General features: G+C 75.0%; 10 protein-coding genes. 7 read left to right on the top strand and 3 right to left on the bottom strand.

Annotated elements, in window-relative coordinates:
- Positions 1-21 precede the first annotated feature (21 nt).
- The 3 genes from CRV15_RS15480 (at position 22) to CRV15_RS15470 (ending at position 7,877) form a co-directional block, all read left to right on the top strand.
- Positions 22-6,552, top strand: a complete 6,531-nt coding sequence (locus tag CRV15_RS15480) for a hypothetical protein (protein ID WP_003960938.1) — start codon at positions 22-24, stop codon at positions 6,550-6,552.
- 309 nt (positions 6,553-6,861) lie between these two features.
- Entirely contained in the window at positions 6,862-7,551 is a 690-nt protein-coding gene (locus CRV15_RS15475) for a 4'-phosphopantetheinyl transferase family protein (protein ID WP_003960939.1), read from the top strand.
- Positions 7,552-7,583: 32 nt separating this feature from the next.
- On the top strand, positions 7,584-7,877 hold the full coding sequence (locus CRV15_RS15470; RefSeq protein WP_003958766.1) for a DUF6191 domain-containing protein: 294 nt from the start codon (positions 7,584-7,586) through the stop codon (positions 7,875-7,877).
- A 16-nt stretch (positions 7,878-7,893) separates the two neighbouring features.
- Here the strand turns inward: CRV15_RS15470 and CRV15_RS15465 are convergent, their stop codons facing one another.
- Positions 7,894-8,742, bottom strand: a complete 849-nt coding sequence (locus CRV15_RS15465) for a class I SAM-dependent methyltransferase (RefSeq protein WP_003958767.1) — start codon at positions 8,740-8,742, stop codon at positions 7,894-7,896.
- Positions 8,743-9,141: 399 nt separating this feature from the next.
- Between CRV15_RS15465 and CRV15_RS15460 the strand changes: the two genes are divergently transcribed.
- The 4 genes from CRV15_RS15460 to CRV15_RS15440 all read left to right on the top strand — a co-directional run bounded on the left by CRV15_RS15460 (position 9,142) and on the right by CRV15_RS15440 (position 14,656).
- Positions 9,142-10,287 carry a cytochrome P450 gene (locus CRV15_RS15460; protein ID WP_009996639.1) on the top strand — a complete coding sequence of 382 codons (1,146 nt, stop codon included), beginning with the start codon at positions 9,142-9,144 and terminating at the stop codon, positions 10,285-10,287.
- A 136-nt stretch (positions 10,288-10,423) separates the two neighbouring features.
- On the top strand, positions 10,424-11,674 hold the full coding sequence (locus CRV15_RS15455; protein WP_003958769.1) for an MFS transporter: 1,251 nt from the start codon (positions 10,424-10,426) through the stop codon (positions 11,672-11,674).
- Positions 11,675-11,893: 219 nt separating this feature from the next.
- Positions 11,894-13,738 (top strand): S9 family peptidase, encoded by a 1,845-nt coding sequence (locus CRV15_RS15445; RefSeq protein WP_003960940.1) that lies wholly within the window; start codon positions 11,894-11,896, stop codon positions 13,736-13,738.
- A gap of 48 nt (positions 13,739-13,786) precedes the next feature.
- Positions 13,787-14,656 (top strand): SURF1 family protein, encoded by an 870-nt coding sequence (locus CRV15_RS15440; RefSeq protein WP_003958771.1) that lies wholly within the window; start codon positions 13,787-13,789, stop codon positions 14,654-14,656.
- Positions 14,657-15,035: 379 nt separating this feature from the next.
- Here CRV15_RS15440 and CRV15_RS15435 read toward each other — a convergent pair whose 3' ends face one another.
- Positions 15,036-16,079: a hypothetical protein gene (locus tag CRV15_RS15435; protein WP_230864139.1), complete on the bottom strand. Its 1,044-nt coding sequence runs from the start codon at positions 16,077-16,079 to the stop codon at positions 15,036-15,038.
- Positions 16,080-16,159: 80 nt separating this feature from the next.
- Positions 16,160-16,948 carry a SigE family RNA polymerase sigma factor gene (locus tag CRV15_RS15430; protein WP_230864140.1) on the bottom strand — a complete coding sequence of 263 codons (789 nt, stop codon included), beginning with the start codon at positions 16,946-16,948 and terminating at the stop codon, positions 16,160-16,162.
- Between the last annotated feature and the right edge of the window lie 102 nt (positions 16,949-17,050).

Here is a 17,050-nt window from a genome sequence, read left to right as displayed (position 1 = left end):
ACACCCCCACCTGGAGTCCCTGTGACCTCACCGCGCCGCCACCGTTCCCCCGCCCCCGAGGCGGACGGCCCGCCCTACCCCGTCGTGAACGGGGAGACGGAGCATCCGCCCCCGGTGCACGCCGCGCTCACCGCCCTCTCCGATGCCCTGTCCCCCCTCGCGCCCCAACTCGCCCTCGCGGTCCGCGACCTCGGTCAGACCGATGTGGAACACGCCCTGCACGCCCTGCCCGTGCGCCGCCGCCGCCATGTCCTGAGCACGCTGCGGATACCGGTCGTCGGCACCCGCGTCAGCCCCGCGCTCTGCCGCGACCTGCTGACCCGGCTGCGCCGCGAGCCCGCGTCCGCGCGCACCCGGCACGCCGCCTGCCATCTCACCCAGCCCCTGCTGAACGATCTGGTGTACGCGACGGTCCGCGCGGCGACCCGGTCGCAGCCCTCGTCCGCGACGCTCACCCGGCGCTGGAGCCCCGCCCTGCTGCGGCTGACGGTGTGGTCGGTCCTGCGCGTCACCCCGGGGGACGCCCGGATCTGGCTCTGGGTCCTCGACCAGCCCTGGCTGACGGGGCCGGCCGGGGCGGCGGAGCTGGCGGCGGCCCGCGAGGCCGCGCTGCGGCTCGTCCGGCTCACCCCGGAGCTGGACACCCCGGCCCGTGGCCCCTCGGTGCCCGCCGCCGACAGTCCGGCCGCCGGCGCACCGCCCGCCGCGGCGGACGCACCCGGTGCCGCACGGCTCACCACCGCCGTGGAACGGGTCGAACGCGCCCTCACCACCGCCGACGCGTCCTTATCCCACCTCACCGCCGCGCTCGCCGCCCGGGCCCGCCCCGCCGACCCGGACATCGGTGCCCTGACCGCGCTGGCCCACGCGTTCGACGAGGCGCTCGCCACCCTCGACGGCCACGGAGCGCGGGACGTACGGCCGGAACTCGACGCCGTACGCGCGCACACGGCGGTGGCGCTGACCCGGCTCGCCGACGGGGCGGCGCGGGAACGGCTGCGGGAGGTGGAGCGGCTGGCCCGCGCGGAGGGGTCCGCCGTCGCCGATGCCGCACTGGCCGGGGCCCGGGAGCGGGCCGCCGCCCTGATCGCCCGACCCGGGTGGGACGACGGTGAACGGGCCGACGCGGGAGCGATCGGGACCCTGCTGACCATCGTCGGCCTCGCCCGTGACCCGGGCCGCGCGGGCGAGATCCTGGAGCTCCTGGCGGCCCTGTCCCACCGCGCCCCCTGGCTGCTCGGCCTCGCCGCCCAGCACGCGGGCCTGCGGCTCCGGCCCCCCGTCGAACCGCCGGAGCCACCACCGCCGTCCGACGACACGGGGCCCCACGACGGCGATGCCGTCCCCGACATCGGGGGCAGGTCGCCGGCACCCCGGGCGCCGGACGCCGACACCCCCGCCGCCGCCCGGCCCCGCCCGCCCGGCCCCGCACGCACCGCGACCGGCACCAGCGCACACACCACGACCAGCCGCCAACACACCGGACACGGCGAACCGACCACCACCCGACCGACCACCGGCACCGGCACCGGCACCGGCACCGAGACGACGACCCTCCGCCCGGACACCACCGCCACCGCCACCGGCGAAACGGGCACCCCTGCCACCGGCGGCACTCCCGGAACCAGCCACCCGGAAGGCCGTCCGCAGCCCGACCCCACGGCCCCCGGGGCACCGCCGCACACCACGCCCGGCAAACCGAGCACGGGCAGCACCACGGCCCCCGCCGCCACGGACCCGGCGACCGACCGGCCGGAGGCCACCGGCACCGGCGGCCCGGGCGCCGTCCCCACCGGCGGCACTCAGGGAACCAGCCACCCCGGAAGCCCTCCGCGGACCGGCCCCCCGGCCACCGACCCACCGCACACCGCGCACAACGGCAAGCCCACCGGACGCGGCAAACCGGCCACCGCGCGACCGGCCACGGACACGGAGACGACAGCCACCGGCACCGGCGGACCGGGCGGTGTGCTCGCCGTGCTCGTCGGGGGCGGGCAGCACGGGCTCGCCGCCGTGCTCGCCGAGCAGAGCGGCGCACCCGCGCACCGGGTCTCGGTGCTCCGGATCAGCGCGTACGCGGAGACCCTGCGCACCGGCGGCGACGGCGGCTGCGCCCGTATCCGCGCGGAGCTGGCCGGGGCGGATCCGGAGCGGCCGGGCGTCAGCAGGCCGGACAGCCTGCTGGTCACCGCCGCCGTGCTGCGGGCCGTCCTGGTCACCGGTGACCCCGAGACCGGCGCCGCGCTCGGGCGGCTGGCGGCGGTGGTCTCCCCCGCGTTCGCGTCCGTCGCCCGGGAGGTGTCCCAGCGGGCGCTCCAGTCGACGCTGCTCCACGCGCCGCCGCTCGCGCTCGCCCGGGACGCCGCCGGTCTGGAGCGGGCGCTGCGGGAGGTCCGCGAGGAGTGCCGCCAGAGCCTGGAACAGCACCCGCGGCTCCGGTTCAACCGCGCCTCCGACATCGCACGGCAGTGGCTCGCCCGGGACGGCCTCCTCGGCTCGCTCCTCGTCCGTGCCGCCGACGACGACCGCGCCGCGCGGGACGAGATCGCCGAACGGGTGCGGCGGCTGGGCGACGGCACCGCGCTCCAGGAGCGGCTCGCCGACATCGACCGTCGGCTGATGAAGTCCAGCCGCACCCGGCTGGAGGGGGCGTCCCGGCAGAATCTCCTGCGGCTTGCACAGAACCAACTGCGGCTGGTCGAACGGTGGGTGGCCTGTTCCCGCGCCCTGGAGGCGGGGTCCGCAGACTGGGGCGCCGACCAGGTGCAGGAGATGCGGGCCACCGTCCTCGGGCTGCGCGAACGCGTCCTCGCGGAGCTGGCCGAGCACCCCTGCGGCGCCGTACCCGGCGCCCCGGGCGACGCCTACGCCGTGGCCGCCGTGCGGGCCGCGTCCCGCTCCCTGGCGCTCACCTTCCGGCTGCTCTCCGGCGGCACCCGGCTCGCCCCCGCCGGGCCCGGCACCGCGCCCGCGCTCGGGCCCGAGCTGCTGCGGCTGGCGGGCGTCCGGCTGGACGGGGCCACCGGCGACGCCGTCGTCCCCGCCACGCCCCCCGAGGAGTTCCTCGCCGCGAGCCGCCGCGGCCACCGGGGCGCCGTACGGATGCACACGGCGGCCGAACGGTACGACGTGGCCCTGCGGCTGCTCACCCTCGCCGACGGAGCGCCCGAGGACGGGCATCCGGCGGCGCACAGCCGCGAGGACGGCCCCCCGGCGGCCGGACGGCCCCGGTCCGAAGCCCTGTACACGCAGGTCATGGACGCCGGGCGACGGACGGCCGCCGAGTTGGAGCAGCGCCGCCGCATCCTGGAGGACCGGCTGCGCCGGGCCCGGGTGAACGATGTCTTCCAGGAGGACGAGGAGCGCGCCTTCGAGCACCGGCTGCGGGCCGTCCCGCTCACCCCCGGGAGCGATCTGGCCTACGCCAGGGCCCGGTTGGACGGGCTGTCCGAGGAACTGGAGCGGGCGAACGCCGGGTTCACCGCGCGGCTGCGCGTCCGGCTCGCGGAGCTCCCGGGCCTGGGGGCGGAGGCCGCCGCCCGGGTCGGCGCCCTGCTCGACGAGGGCGATCTGCTGACCGCCCATGAGCTGATCTCCTCGCTCGCGGTGGGCGAGCCGATCCCGGACACCCGGCAGACGGACGGCGCGCTGGCCGCGCTGTCGCTGTTCCTGCCCACCGTGCCCGACGCCCTGCCGGACGGCGTCACCGGGGAGCTGATCGGCGCCGTCCGCCGCCGTGAGCGGTATCTCGGTCTGGACGCCCTGGACTGCTCGGCCATGTCGCCGGAGTTCGCGGAGGCGGCGGCCCGGGCCCTGGAGGGCTGGCGGGACATGGCCTCCCGGGAGGGGACCCGGCGGCTGGACGGGCTGAGCGAGGAGAGCCTGCTGATGCCCGCGCTGCGGCTGATCGGCTACCGCAGCCCCCGCAGGCCCCAGCGCGACCAGCAGAAGAGCCCCGGCGGCGAGTACCGCTTCCTCGACGTCCGGGATGTCACCCACACCGGCGAGGCGCTGGTGCCCGACTTCGGCTCCGGGCTGCGCGGGCGGCTGCGGGTGATGCTCGTCTGGGGGCAGCCGACCCCGGAGGCGCTGCTCGCCCGGGTGCGGCAGGACCCCGGCCAGGGCGGGCTGCTGGTGGCGTACTTCGGCACCCTGTCGGCGGCGGCCCGGGTCCGGCTCGCCGCCGAGTGCATCGGCCGCCGTCCGCTGCTGGTGCTGGACGACGCGGCCCTCGCCCATCTCGCCGCCCGCGGCAACCAGCTCATCGGCCCGGCGATGCGGGTGCTGCTGCCGTTCTCGGCGGTGAATCCGTACGTCAGCGAGAAACGCGGCCGGGTCGCCGAGGAGATGTTCTTCGGCCGCAGCGACGAGCTGAAGTCGGTCCAGGTCCCCACCGGCAACCAGGTGCTGTTCGGGGGCCGGGGGCTGGGCAAGTCGGCGCTGCTGCGGGAGGCGGTGCGCCAGTTCGAGCTGGGCACGGGCCAGTCCGGCGGGCAGATCGGCCTGGTGCTCAGCCTGGACTCGACGTACACCGGCACCAACGCCCCGTCCACGACGATCTGGCACATCATCGGGCGGGAGCTGCTGGACCGGGGCGCGCTGGAGCTGCCGCGCAAGGTCCGTTCCGACGTGATCCTGACGTACGAGGAGGTCCTGGCGGGGATCAGGGGCTGGCTGCGGGCGGACAGCGGACGGCGGCTGCTGGTCATGCTGGACGAGGCGGACGGGTTCTTCGAGGCCGACTCGCCCCGGTTCACCCAGACCCGGAGGCTGCGCGATCTGAGCGCCCGTACCGACGACGGGGTGAAGGTCGTCTTCGCCGGTCTGCACTCGGTGCAGCGGTACGCGACCCTCGCGGTGAACAACCCTTTCAGCCATCTCTCGCAGCACCCGGAGCCCATCGGCCCGCTGGAGCCGCAGGCGGCGGCGGATCTGCTGATCGAGCCGCTGACCGTGCTCGGCTTCCGGTTCGAGGAACCGGCGCTGGTCCACCGCGTCCTGGGGCACTGCTCGTACCAGCCGTTCCTGCTCCAGATGTTCGCGCACCGGCTGGTGCAGACGATGCACGACCGGCGGCGCGGCGCGCCCGGGGAACCCCCGTACTTGATCACGCGGTCGGAGGTGGAGCAGGTGCAGTCGGACAAGGAGCTCCAGCGCTCCATCACCGGCGCGTTCCACGACACGCTGCGGCTGGACTCCCGGTACAACGTCATCGCCAACGTGGTGGCCCTGCACGCCTACCACCAGGGGCTGGGTGCCCTGATGACCCCCGCCGAACTGCGTGAGGAGTGCACCTACTGGTGGGCGGAGGGCTTCCGGGACCTGGACCCCGACCAGTTCCGGGCGTATCTGACGGAGATGGAGGGGCTGGGGGTGCTGGCGCCCGACCCCGACCACCGGGGCCGGCATCTGCGCGGCGCCAACGCGCTGAACATGATCGGCACCCTGGAGGACGTGGAGGCCCAGCTCCAGAACGCGGCGAGCCGCGAGATCACCGAACGGCTCTCGGCGCTGGAGTCCCGGCACACCTCCCGCACCACCCACTCGCACTGTCCGCTGACGGCGGCACAGGTGGCGCAGATCCTGCCGGGCGGGCGGCGCGACCCCGACCGGCGCAATCTGACCCGGGTGGTCGTCGGCACCCCGGCGACCGGGATCGACCGGGTGACGGCGGCGCTGCGGGAGATCGCGGAGAGCACGGGGTGGACCATGCCGCCGGTCGGCAGACGCTCCGACTTCGAACGGGAGCTGGTCGGCGGGGTTCCGGGGCACGGCCGCCTCGTGGTCTCCGACCTGCACGCCAAGGCGCCCGTCGCCGGGACCTGTCTCAGCTCGCTGGAGAGCGCGCGGCGGCTGCTGCCGGAGCGGCCGGGGGTGACCCGGTCGGCCGTGATCGTCGCCGGGCCCCGGCAGCGGGCGCTGTGGTTCCCGCCCGACGACCGGGCGGGGGACGTCGACACCGTGCCGCTGCGCCGGTTCACCGCCAGCGGACTGCGCACCTGGGCGCTGGACCTGAACGCGTTCACCTCGGAGGGCGCCGTGGCGGAGCTGGCCGCGACCACGGGAGGCTGGCCGCTGCTGGTGGACCGCGTCGCCGAGGAGATCCGGCGCGGGCGGGGCGAGCGGCAGGCGCTGCGGGGCGTGGCCGACGGGCTGGCCTCCCGGGACGGTGCCGCCGGTTTTCTGCGGCAGGCGGGGCTGAATCCCCGTACCCGGCTGTGGTGGGCGTACCGGGGGGTGCGCGAGTTCATGACGGACGACGGGCTGAGCCGGCGGGACGTCCAGACGGCGGCCGGGACCGGGATGGCGGAGGGCACGGCGGACGGGCGGGTCCCGGGCGACGGCGACGAGGCCCTGCCGGTGGAGCTGGAGGCCCTGGAGGCGGTCCGCACGCTGCGGGCGATGCAGGTCTTCGACGTGGACCGGGCGGGACGGCACCGGCTGGAGCGGGTGCTGCTGTCCTGCTGGCTGCGGGCGGAGACGGATCAGGACGCGGAGACGGATGCGGATACCGCTGTGGGGACGGGGGGCGGGGAGGGGGGACGGGGGTGATCCGCGCCTCCGGTGCGCGTTCCGGCGATGGCGCGAAGTCGCCGGGTGCCCCGGTCCGTACGGGAACCCGGGCGCGCGGCGGGGCGTTGAACGGACCGGAGCCCAGCCGTACGACCCGTTCCGACGACCGGCCCGGCCGGTACGCCCGCCCGCCCCTGACCGCCCCGTCCGCACACGTCCGTTCCGGGACCGCCCCGTTCACGCAGGACCGTCCCGTCCGTGTACGACCGAGTACGACCGTCCCGTCCGCGTACGTCCGTGTACGACCGTCCGCCCGGGTACGGCCGTGATCCGAGGAGAACGCAGAGCATGGCGACCGAGTCCCCCGCCGACAGCAGATCCGTGACGACGCCCGCGCCGCCGCCGGGGGTGGAGCTGGTCTGGTACGGCAGGGTGCCCGCGCTCGCCGCCGACGCGCTCGCCCACCGGGGGCTCCTGGACGCCGGGGAGCAGGCCCGGCTGGACGGCTTCCTCAGACCGCGGGACCGGGACGCCTACGCGGTGGCGCATGTGGCGCTGCGCCGTCTCCTCGGGGAGCGGCTGGGGCTGCCGCCGGGCGCGGTGGTGGTGGAGCGGCGGCCGTGTCTCCACTGCGGCGGACCGCACGGGCGGCCCGTCGTCGCCGGGGACCCGGTGCACTTCTCGCTCTCGCACACCACCGGCGCGGTACTGATCGCGCTGGCCCGGACCGCCGTCGGCGTGGACATCGAGCGGCTGCCCAGCCCGGCGTCGGTCGACGACATAGCCGATCAGCTCCACCCCGGGGAGCGGGCCGGGCTGGCGGCGCTCACGGGCGAGGAGCGCGTCCGTGCCTTCGCTCGCTGCTGGACGCGGAAGGAAGCCTTCCTGAAGGCGACCGGCGCGGGGCTGACCGAGGACCTCTCCCGGACCCTGGTCGGGGCCGGGCCCCGGCCCGCCGAGGTGCCGGGGTGGTCGATCGCCGACCTGGCCGCCGACGCGGGGTACACGGCGGCGGTGGCGGTCCAAACCCCGCAGTGATCTGACCGAGCTGTCGACAGGAGCCCACCGTCATGGAGTTCATCGTCCTCATGACCCTCCCCGGTCTGGTGATCGGGCTGATCCTGATCGCCTTCGCGGATCAGATCCTGCGTGCCACCGGCCGGGGCGGACGGCGGGGTCAGGTCTCCGCCACCGGCTTCGAGCAACTGCACGCCACCTTCTCGCCGGGCAAGCAGAGCGAGTTGAAGGAACGGCAGAGCGCGCTGCTGCTCCGCGACGACGAGGAGGACGGCGCGCCCCCGCACCGTTCCACCGTCGACCTGGACGGCGGGCGGGCGGTGGTCCGCATACCGAGGCACGGCTGAGCCGTCCCGCCGCCGGTCAGCGGGGGCGGGACGCCTTCAGCGAGTACATCAGGGGGATGCGGGGCCGGTCCGCCGGGAAGCGGTAGCGCTGTTCGCCGACCCGGACGAGGGAGTCGAAGCGCTCAAAGACCGTCGTGTCGTGCTCGTGCAGGAATTCGAGCCGCAGTCCGGCGGCGCAGAGCGCGGAGACCACCTCGCCGATGGGGTGCTGCCACTCGACCGTGCGCCGGTGGACGAGGGTCGCGCCGCCGTCGGTGTAGGTGACGGGCTCGTCGTCGACCCAGGCGTTCCGCGAGAAGTAGTCGTGGATGATCCGCGACCCGGTCTCGTCGTCGAGGGCGTCGGTCAGCGGGTGGAACTCGGCGAGATAGAGAAAGCCGCCGGGTGCCACCAGCGAGGCGGCGATCCCGGCCCAGCGCTCGATGTCGGGGAGCCAGTTGAGGGCGCCGGTGCCGGTGTAGACGATGTCGTACGACGGGTCGGGCACCGCCTCGGCCGCGTCGTACACATCGGCGGTGACGAACGCGGCCCGGTCGGGGCCGAGACCCAGCTCCGCCGCCAGGGTACGGGCGGTGTCCACGGCCCGCTCGGAGAAGTCGAGGCCGACCACGCGCGCGGCCCCGCGCCGCGCCCAGGACAGGGTGTCCTGGCCGAAGTGGCACTGGAGGTGCAGCAGGGTGCGGCCGGTCACGTCGCCGACCTCGGCGATCTCGTGCTCGCGCAGGACCTCCCGGCCGGCGCGGAAGGACTCGACCCCATAGAAGTCACTGGCCACATGGATCGGGACGCGCTCGTTCCAGTTGGCCTGGTTGGTGTCGAGCCAACCGGCGGGCTGCGTGGGCTCGGCGGGGGTGGGATGGTCCATGCCCTCGACGTTAACCACGGTCCGCGGGCGGTGCGAGCGGATTTCCAAGGGCCGTTGCCCAGGGTCGAAGGACCATTGCCCAGGGTCGGACGCAGGAATTCCGTTCACCGTTCCGCCTTCTCGGCGACCCGTCGGCCGCCTCTCGCCGAGAGCCGGACCGTCCGGCCCCTCCGGTCAAACGTCGCTCCGGAGATCTGGCCTGATCCACTTCCATTGCACCGCTCCGGCCGGCGCGTCTAGCTTTACGGCACACCGATCCAGAAGAGAGGTGAATCCCATGCGCCACGAGTACTGATCCCGAGGGAATTGATTCCCACTCGGTGCGGCCCCGTCGATATCGGCGGGGCCGCACACATGAGTGCGTTCCCCATAAAATCGATCAGCGGAGTTGAGGACAGCTTGGCGGACTTTGTTTTCGATCCCCTGGATGCCGAATTCCTGGAGAATCCCTATCCCGTCCTGCGCGCACTGCGGCAGGACCACCCGGCGCACTGGCACGAGGGCATGCGCTCGTGGATCTTCTCCCGTTACGACGACTGCCGGGAGATCCTGCACGACACGGAACGGTTCGGCGCCGACCCCCGGGCGGTCGGCCAGGAGCTGCCACCGGCCAGGGTCAGCATCCAGACCCTCGACGGGGAGGAGCACGCCCGTATCCAGCGGGTCGTCGTCGCCGCGCTCCAGGAGGCGGACTTCACGCTCGTCGAGCGCCGGATGGCGCGGCTGCTGCGCCGGCCGCCCGGGAGCGGCGCGGACACCGTCGACTTCGTCCAGGACATCGCGCTGCCGGTGACCACCCGGGCCACCCTCTCCCTCTTCGGGCTCCCGGCCGACGCCGAGGAGCGCATAGCGGACAGCTCCACCGTCATCGTCCGCAGCATGATGCACGGGCTGCTCACCGAGGGGGAGACGGACGCGCTGGCCGCGCGCGCGGCGGTCACCGACATCCTCGACACCTGGTACGGAAGGACGGGGGACGGCCTCCTCGGCGCCATCCACCGCAGGCCCGAAGCCGCCGCGCTGGACCGCACGGCGCTGCTGAACTCGCTGCGGGTGGTGCTGCTCGCCGGGATCAACTCGACCCAGCGCCTGCTCTCCCTCGCCGTGCGCACCCTGCTCGCCCGCCCCCGCGGCCTGAAGGAGTTCCGCGCCGCGCCGTCCGGGAACCGGGCCGTCCACGAGCTGATCCGCTACGAGGGCAGCGCCCAGTCCGCCGCCCGCTTCTGCCGGGAGACGACCACCCTGCACGGCCGCCGGGTCCGGCGCGGGGAGCAGGTCGTCGCCCTGCTGGGCTCGGCCAACCGCGACGAGCGGCGCTTCGCCGACCCGGACGGCCTCGACCTGGACCGGCACCCCAACCCCCATCTGGGCTTCGGCCGGGGCACCCATGCCTGTCTGGGCATCCCCCTCACCCTGTCCATCGCGCGCGGCACCCTGGAGACACTCGGCCGCGACCACCCGGGAGCGGCGCTCGCGGGCCCGGTCGTCATCGAGCCGAACCCCGCGCTGCGCGGGCTGACCTCGCTGCCGGTGAGGCTTCGATGAGCGCCCCGGAGCGCGCGGAGGCGGACGAACCTCCCGCAGACCCCCCGGACCAGACAGAACCGACAGAACCTGCGGACACAGGGGACACAGGGGAAACTGCGGCCCGGTCCGCGGGACGAAGCACGGGCACGGGTGCATGACGGAACCCCGTCCACGGCCCCGGGCCCGGCTCCGCGCCCGGCTGCGCACCCGCGTCGGCCGTCTCCCGCTCACCCGGGAACTGACGGTCCTGAGCCTCGCCGCCTTCGCCACGGCCATCGGCATCGGCATCCTGGCTCCCACGCTTCCGCTCCTCGCCCGCGACTTCGGTGTCTCGAACACCGGCGCCGCCGCCGTCGTCTCGGCCTTCGCGCTGGCCCGGCTGGTGTGCGGCGCGGTGATGGTCCGCCTCGCCCACCGCGCGGACACCCGCCGGGTGATGCTCTGGGGACTCGCGGTCCTCGCCGTCTCCAGCGCCCTCGCCGGATGGGCGACCTCCTATCCGGTCCTGCTGTCCCTGCGGATCGCGGGCGGCGTCGGATCGGCCATGTTCAGCGTCAGCGGCATGGCCCTCGTCACCCGGCACGCGCCGGCCACCGCCCGCGCCCGCGCCACCGGCGTCTACATCGGCGCCCTGCTGCTCGGCACCGCGCTGGGCCCGGCGGCGGGCATCCCGTTCGCCGGGATATCCCTGCGGGCCCCGCTGTTCTGTTACGCCGTGCTCGCGGCACTCTCCTTTCTGCTGGTCCTGATCGGCCTTCCGCGCGGCGACGCGTCAAGACCGGCGGAACAGGGGACGGCCCGGAAGAGAACCCCGCTGCGGCAATTCCTCCGCGGGCGCCCCTATCTGGTCGTCCTCACCCTGAATTTCGCGGTGACCTGGTGCCTCGGGGTGCGTGGCTCCCTGATACCGCTGCATATGGTGGAGAATCTGGGGGAGTCCGCCTCACTCGTCGGCTGGGTGCTCTTTTCGAGTGCGGTGTTCAATATTCTGCTGCTGCCCCTGGGCGGACGGATATCCGACCGCGAGGGGTGGCGCCCCGTTCTGCTCACCGGCTGCGCCCTCGCCGCGCTCGGGCTGCTGACCACGGCGGCCGTGCCCCAGCTCTGGGCGCTCTTCCTGGGGCTGATCCTCTTCGGGGCGGGGGCCGGAATCCTGGAGCCGCCGAGCGGGGCGGTGCTCGCGGAGGTGTCCCGGGACGGGGACACCACCCCGGTCGCCCTCCACTCCACCGCCGGTGACCTGGGCATGATCCTCGGCCCGCTCGCCATGGGCGCCCTGGCCGACGGCCTCTCCTTCACCTGGGCGTTCGCCGTCACCACCGCGGTCATGGCGGCCCCGCTGCTGCTCGCCCTCGGCCCCGGGGGGCGGGAAGGGGACGAACGGCGGACCGGTGCGCGAAAGTGATCACCCGGTGATAACGGGGGAGATCACCCCGGCCCCTGGCCCCGTTCTGGCTGATTTTCCGCGTGTCGGCCCCCGTTCTCCTCGTACACGTGTCCGTAGCTCCGGGCACGGGAGCGGGCCCGGGAAGGTGCGTGGCAGCGGGCCCGGGAAGGTACGCGGGAGCAGGCCCGGGAAGGTGCGTGGGAGCGGGCCCGTCCGCCGGGCCCGGGGGCTGATTGGATGGGCGGCATGACTGATGCCGAAGCCATGCCCGACTGGGAGAAGCGCTTCCGCGCGCCGCGGGTCTCCCTGCCCGACTGGGCCCCCGACGCGCCGGACCGCTCCCTCTTCGTCTCCAACGCCACCGGCACCTACGAGCTGTACGCGTGGGACCGGGCCACCGGGGAGCAGCGCCAGGTCACCGACCGGCCGAGCGGGACGACGGACGGGGTGCTGACCCCCGACGGCACGGCGATCTGGTGGTTCAGCGACACGGACGGGGACGAGTTCGGCGTCTGGCTGCGGCAGCCCTTCGGCGGCGGCGAGGACGTCCCCGCCGCACCCGGGCTCGCCCCCTCCTACGGGGCGGGGCTGGCGATCGGGCGGCACGGCGCCTCGGTGGTCGGGCGCTCCACCGACGAGGACGGCAGCACGATCCATGTCGTCCGCGACGGGGCCGAGCCGGTGGAGATCTACCGGCACCGGGAGTCCGCCGGGGTCGGCGACCTCTCCCACGACGGCACGCTGATCGCCGTCGAGCACACGGAGCACGGGGACGCCATGCACTCCTCGCTGCGGGTGGTGCGGCTGGACGGCTCGACGGTGGCCGAGCTGGACGACACCGAGGGCGGCACTGTGGAGCTGGGGCTCGAAGTGCTCGGCTTCGCGCCGGTCGCGGGGGACACCCGGCTGCTCGTGGCCCATCAGCGGCGGGGCCGCTGGGAGCCGATGATCTGGGACGTGGCCACCGGGGAGCGGTCGGAGCCCGCGCTCGGTCTGCCCGGCGACGTGAGCGCGGAGTGGTACCCGGACGGCTCGGGGCTGCTGATAGCGCACAGCCATGAGGCCCGGGGCGAGCTGTTCCGCTACGACCTGGCCTCCGGCGAGGCGATCCGCGTCGACACCCCGAAGGGTTCGGTCTCGGGCGCCACCGCCCGGCCCGACGGGTCGGTGGAGTACCTCTGGTCGTCGGCGGCGCTGCCGCCGCGGGTGCGCTCGACGGCGGGCGGTGTGGTGCTCGACCCGCCGGGGCCGCGCGCGCCGGAGTCGGTGCCGGTCGAGGACGTGTGGGTGGACGGGCCCGGGGGCCGCGTCCACGCCCTCGTCCAGCGCCCGGCGGGGGCGAGCGGCCCGCTGCCCACGGTCTTCGACATCCACGGCGGTCCGACCTGGCACGACAGCGACTCCTTCGCGGCGGGCCCGGCGGCCTGGGTCGACCACGGCTACGCGGTCGTCCGGGTGAACTACCGCGGCTCGACCGGGTACGGCCGGGAGTGGACCGACGCCCTCAAGCACCGCGTCGGCCTGATCGAGCTGGAGGACATCGCCGCCGTCCGGGAGTGGGCGGTGGCCTCGGGCCTCGCCGACCCGGAGCGGCTGGTCCTGGCGGGCGGCTCCTGGGGCGGCTTCGTGACCCTGCTGGGCCTGGGCACCGAGCCCGGTGTCTGGGCGCTGGGGCTCGCCGCGGTGCCGGTCGCCGACTATGTCACGGCCTACCACGACGAGATGGAGGCCCTGAAGGCGATGGACCGGACGCTGCTGGGCGGCACCCCGGAGGAGGTGCCCGAGCGGTACGCGGTCTCGTCCCCGCTGACCTATGTGGACGCGGTGCGCGCGCCCGTCTACATCTCCGCCGGGGTCAACGATCCGCGCTGCCCGATCCGGCAGGTGGACCACTACGTCGACCGGCTGGCGGCCCGGGGCGCCGTGCACGAGGTGTACCGCTATGACGCGGGCCACGGCTCCCTGGTGGTGGAGGAGCGGATCAAGCAGCTCGCGCTGGAGCTGGACTTCGCGGCCCGGCATCTGGGCACCGCGGGCACCGCGGGCGCGGACCGCCCGTCCGGGGCCCGGACGGAGGGCTGAGAGGGGGGCGGGCCGAGGCGGCGCGGGAGGGTTCCGTACCGTGGAGGGGTGTACCGGTTCCTGCTGACGCCCCGGTGGTGGGGCATCAACGCCTTCGTCGTCCTCGCCATCCCCTTCTGCGTCTTCATGGGGTCCTGGCAGCTCGGCAGGTTCGAGGATCGTGTGGACTCCCACCAGGAGTACCGCGACGCGCCCGCGCCCAGTGAGCGTGCCGCGGCCCCGCTCGCGGAGCTGCTGCCCGTCGACAAGCGGACCGCGGGGCGGGCGGCGACCGCCTCGGGGGTGTACGGCGAGCAGTTCCTCGTCCCCGACCGTGTGGTGGACGACCGGCGGGGGGACTACGTCCTGACCCTGCTGAAGACCGACGACGGACGGGTGCTGCCGGTCGTCCGGGGCTGGATTCCCCCGGGTGAGCGGGCCCCCGAGCCGCCCCCGGGGAGGGTCGAGGTGACCGGCGTCCTCCAGCCGTCCGAGCACATGGGCACGGACGGGGTCGCGGCGGGCGGGCTGCCCGCCGGGGAGCTGGGGATGATCAGCGCGGCCTCGCTGGTGAACCGGGTGCCGGACGCGGTCCACGACGGCTGGATCACCCTGATGAAGGCGGACGGGGGCATGGTGCCCGTACCGCCGAAGATGGTGGACGGCGGCGGACTCGATCTGAAGGCGTTCCAGAACCTCGGCTACACCGGCGAGTGGTTCGCCTTCTCCGCCTTTGTGATCTTCATGTGGTTCCGGCTGTTCCGCCGGGAGACCGAGGAGGCCCGGGACCGCGCGCTGGGGCTGACCGAAACCGCCCCGCAGGCCGACGCCACGCCGACCGGCGCCACGCCCGCCGCCGACCCGCGCACCGGTACCCCACCGGCCGAAACCATGCCGACCGAGGCCGCCGCGCGATCCCAGGGCGCGCCTTCGGCCTGACCGCCCCCTTCCGGACCGACTGCCTGAGCCCGACTGCCTGAGCCCGACTGCCTGAGGCCGACAGCCGAAGGCCCGACTGCCCGAGCCCCGCGCCGGGGCCCGACTGCCCGAGGCCCGGCGCACGGGCCCGGCCCCTGACACCCGCACCCGCTCCGGCGCCCGGCCGCCGGGGCCCGGCCCTGAGACCAGGCCCTGAGGCTGAGCCCCCGCGCCCGGCCGCCGCGCCCGGTCGGCCGAGCCCGGCCCTGAGGCCCGGCGCGTGAGCCCGGCCGCTGATCCCGACTGCCTGCCGCGCCCGGCCCTTGGGCCCGGCCCCGCTCCGGCGCGGCGACGGGCCCCGCGGAAGGAATCCGGCAGGGCCCGCCGCACGGCGAGGACGTCAGGAAGCCGACAGCAGGCCGGTCTGGTAGACGGTGCCCGCGCAGGCGTTGGGCACGGTGGTCCGCGCCATCGGCCCGCCGGACGCGGAGCCGAGCGAGACGGAGATGCCGCCCGCCGCCGGGGCGCCGTCCTCCGTGAGGAGCTGCGGCGCCATGCCGTCGACCCCGGTGTCCGTGCCGCCGCCCGCCCCCTCGCCGTCCGGGGGCAGCTCCGACGGGGTCGGGGCCGGGGACTCCCCGTCGGTGGGACACGCCTCGCTGGGCACCCACGCGAAGCGCACCTCGTACGCGGTGTCCGGGGCCAGCAGTACCGCCGCCGACTCCTGCGAGGGGTCCGGCAGCCCGCTCGCCGGGCCGCCCGAGGTGTGCCGGGCGACGCCGATCCTGGCGGGGTCCGTCGCACCGGTGGCGTGCGCCTCGACGGTGCCGCCGTCGTCGACGGTGCAGCTCGCGCCGGAGATGTTGGCGATGCGGAAGGTGCCGTAGACGGTGCCGTCGGCGTCCGCGGGGCCGGCCTCCGCGAGGGCGACGCCGAGCTGGCCCGGCGCGCAGGCCGTCGGCAGGGGCATGGTCCCGTCGCGCGGCTCCACCGGGACCCCGCCCGCGGCGGCGCCCGGCACGGGCTCCTTGTCGGGGCGGGCGCCGGGCGGTTCGGGCCGGTCCTTCTCGTCACGGTCCTGCGGCTTCTCCGAAGGCCCCGTGGCGCCGGGCGCCGACGGGCTCTCCCTGACCTGCTCGGAGCGGGACGGCGCCTCCCCGGTGCCGCCCTGGGTCTGCTGCGCCTGGCCCATGTTGACGTGGGCGTCCCCGTCGTTCGCGCCCGCGCCGGAGACATGGACGAACGCGGGGATCGCCGTGCCGAGCAGCAGGGCAGCCGCGGCGACGCCGACAAGAGCCTGGCGTCTGCGGGCCCGCCGGGCGGGAACCGCCTTGCGCAGTTGGTCGAGTGCTCCCTCGGAGGGGGCCATCGAGCCCACCGCGTCCTGGAACATCCGGCGCAGGGCGTCCTCGTCCACGCCGCCGTGCTCCTGGTCGTTGCCCACAGTTCCGTTCCCAGTCCGTTCGTCCAGCGGTCCGTCCGGACCGTCGGGACCGTACCGGTCGGACCTCTCCGCGCCACCGGTCACGACGTGGCCTCCATGGAGACCCGCAGCGCGGCGATGCCACGGGAGCCGTACGCCTTGACCGATCCCAGGGATATCCCCAGTGTCTCAGCGACTTGAGCTTCCGTCATATCCGCGAAGTATCGCAGCACGAGGACCTCGCGCTGGCGGCGCTGGAGCCCGCGCATGGCCTTGATCAGGTCGTCGCGCTCCAACTGGTCGTAGGCGCCCTCCTCCGCGCTCGCCATGTCGGGCATGGGCTTGGAGAGCAGCTTGAGCCCGAGGATGCGGCGGCGCAGCGCGGACCGGGAGAGGTTGACGACGGTCTGCCGCAGATAGGCGAGCGTCTTCTCCGGGTCGCGGACGCGTTTGCGCGCGGAGTGGACCCGGATGAACGCTTCCTGCACCACGTCCTCACAGGAGGCGGTGTCGTCGAGCAGGAGGGCGGCGAGTCCGAGCAGCGAGCGGTAGTGGGCCCGATAGGTCTCGGTCAGATGGTCGACGGTGGTGCCCGAGGTCATGACCTGGTCAGCACCGTCCCGCTGGGCCGGGAGCCGGGCGGCGCTCGGGGTGGGCATGGGCGCGATCACGGGCATCCCGCCGGGGAGCCTGCGACGGCGCGCCGGACGTGCGGACGCGCCGCGCCGGGTGTCCTTCCGCTCCTCGCGCCCGGGCGCGGGCTCGGGGGTCCGCACAGGCGCCGGCGCGGCCTGCCGCACGGGCGCGGCTGCCGCCGTACCGCCCTGGAACAGGCGCATCGGCGCTCTGCGGACCGGGACCACCGCTGCGATATCGAGTACCTCTGCCACGCCTGTTGGACACGCATCCCCCCGTCAGGGTTGTACGCGTACGCGATCGCCTTCGGCGATATCGGGTCTGCTCTCATGCGTACTCGTCTCTTCCCCAGTGCC

This window comes from Streptomyces clavuligerus (assembly GCF_005519465.1).
Taxonomy (GTDB): domain Bacteria; phylum Actinomycetota; class Actinomycetes; order Streptomycetales; family Streptomycetaceae; genus Streptomyces; species Streptomyces clavuligerus.
This window is presented reverse-complemented; position numbering and strand designations above follow the sequence as displayed.

Excerpts from the sequence above, each read along its gene's own strand:
- CRV15_RS15465 (WP_003958767.1), bottom strand. The coding sequence starts at position 8,742 with ATGGACCATCCCACCCCCGCCGAGCCCACGCAGCCCGCCGGTTGGCTC.
- CRV15_RS15445 (WP_003960940.1), top strand. The coding sequence starts at position 11,894 with ATGGGCGGCATGACTGATGCCGAAGCCATGCCCGACTGGGAGAAGCGC.
- CRV15_RS15470 (WP_003958766.1), top strand. The coding sequence starts at position 7,584 with ATGGAGTTCATCGTCCTCATGACCCTCCCCGGTCTGGTGATCGGGCTG.
- CRV15_RS15475 (WP_003960939.1), top strand. The coding sequence starts at position 6,862 with ATGGCGACCGAGTCCCCCGCCGACAGCAGATCCGTGACGACGCCCGCG.
- CRV15_RS15455 (WP_003958769.1), top strand. The coding sequence starts at position 10,424 with ATGACGGAACCCCGTCCACGGCCCCGGGCCCGGCTCCGCGCCCGGCTG.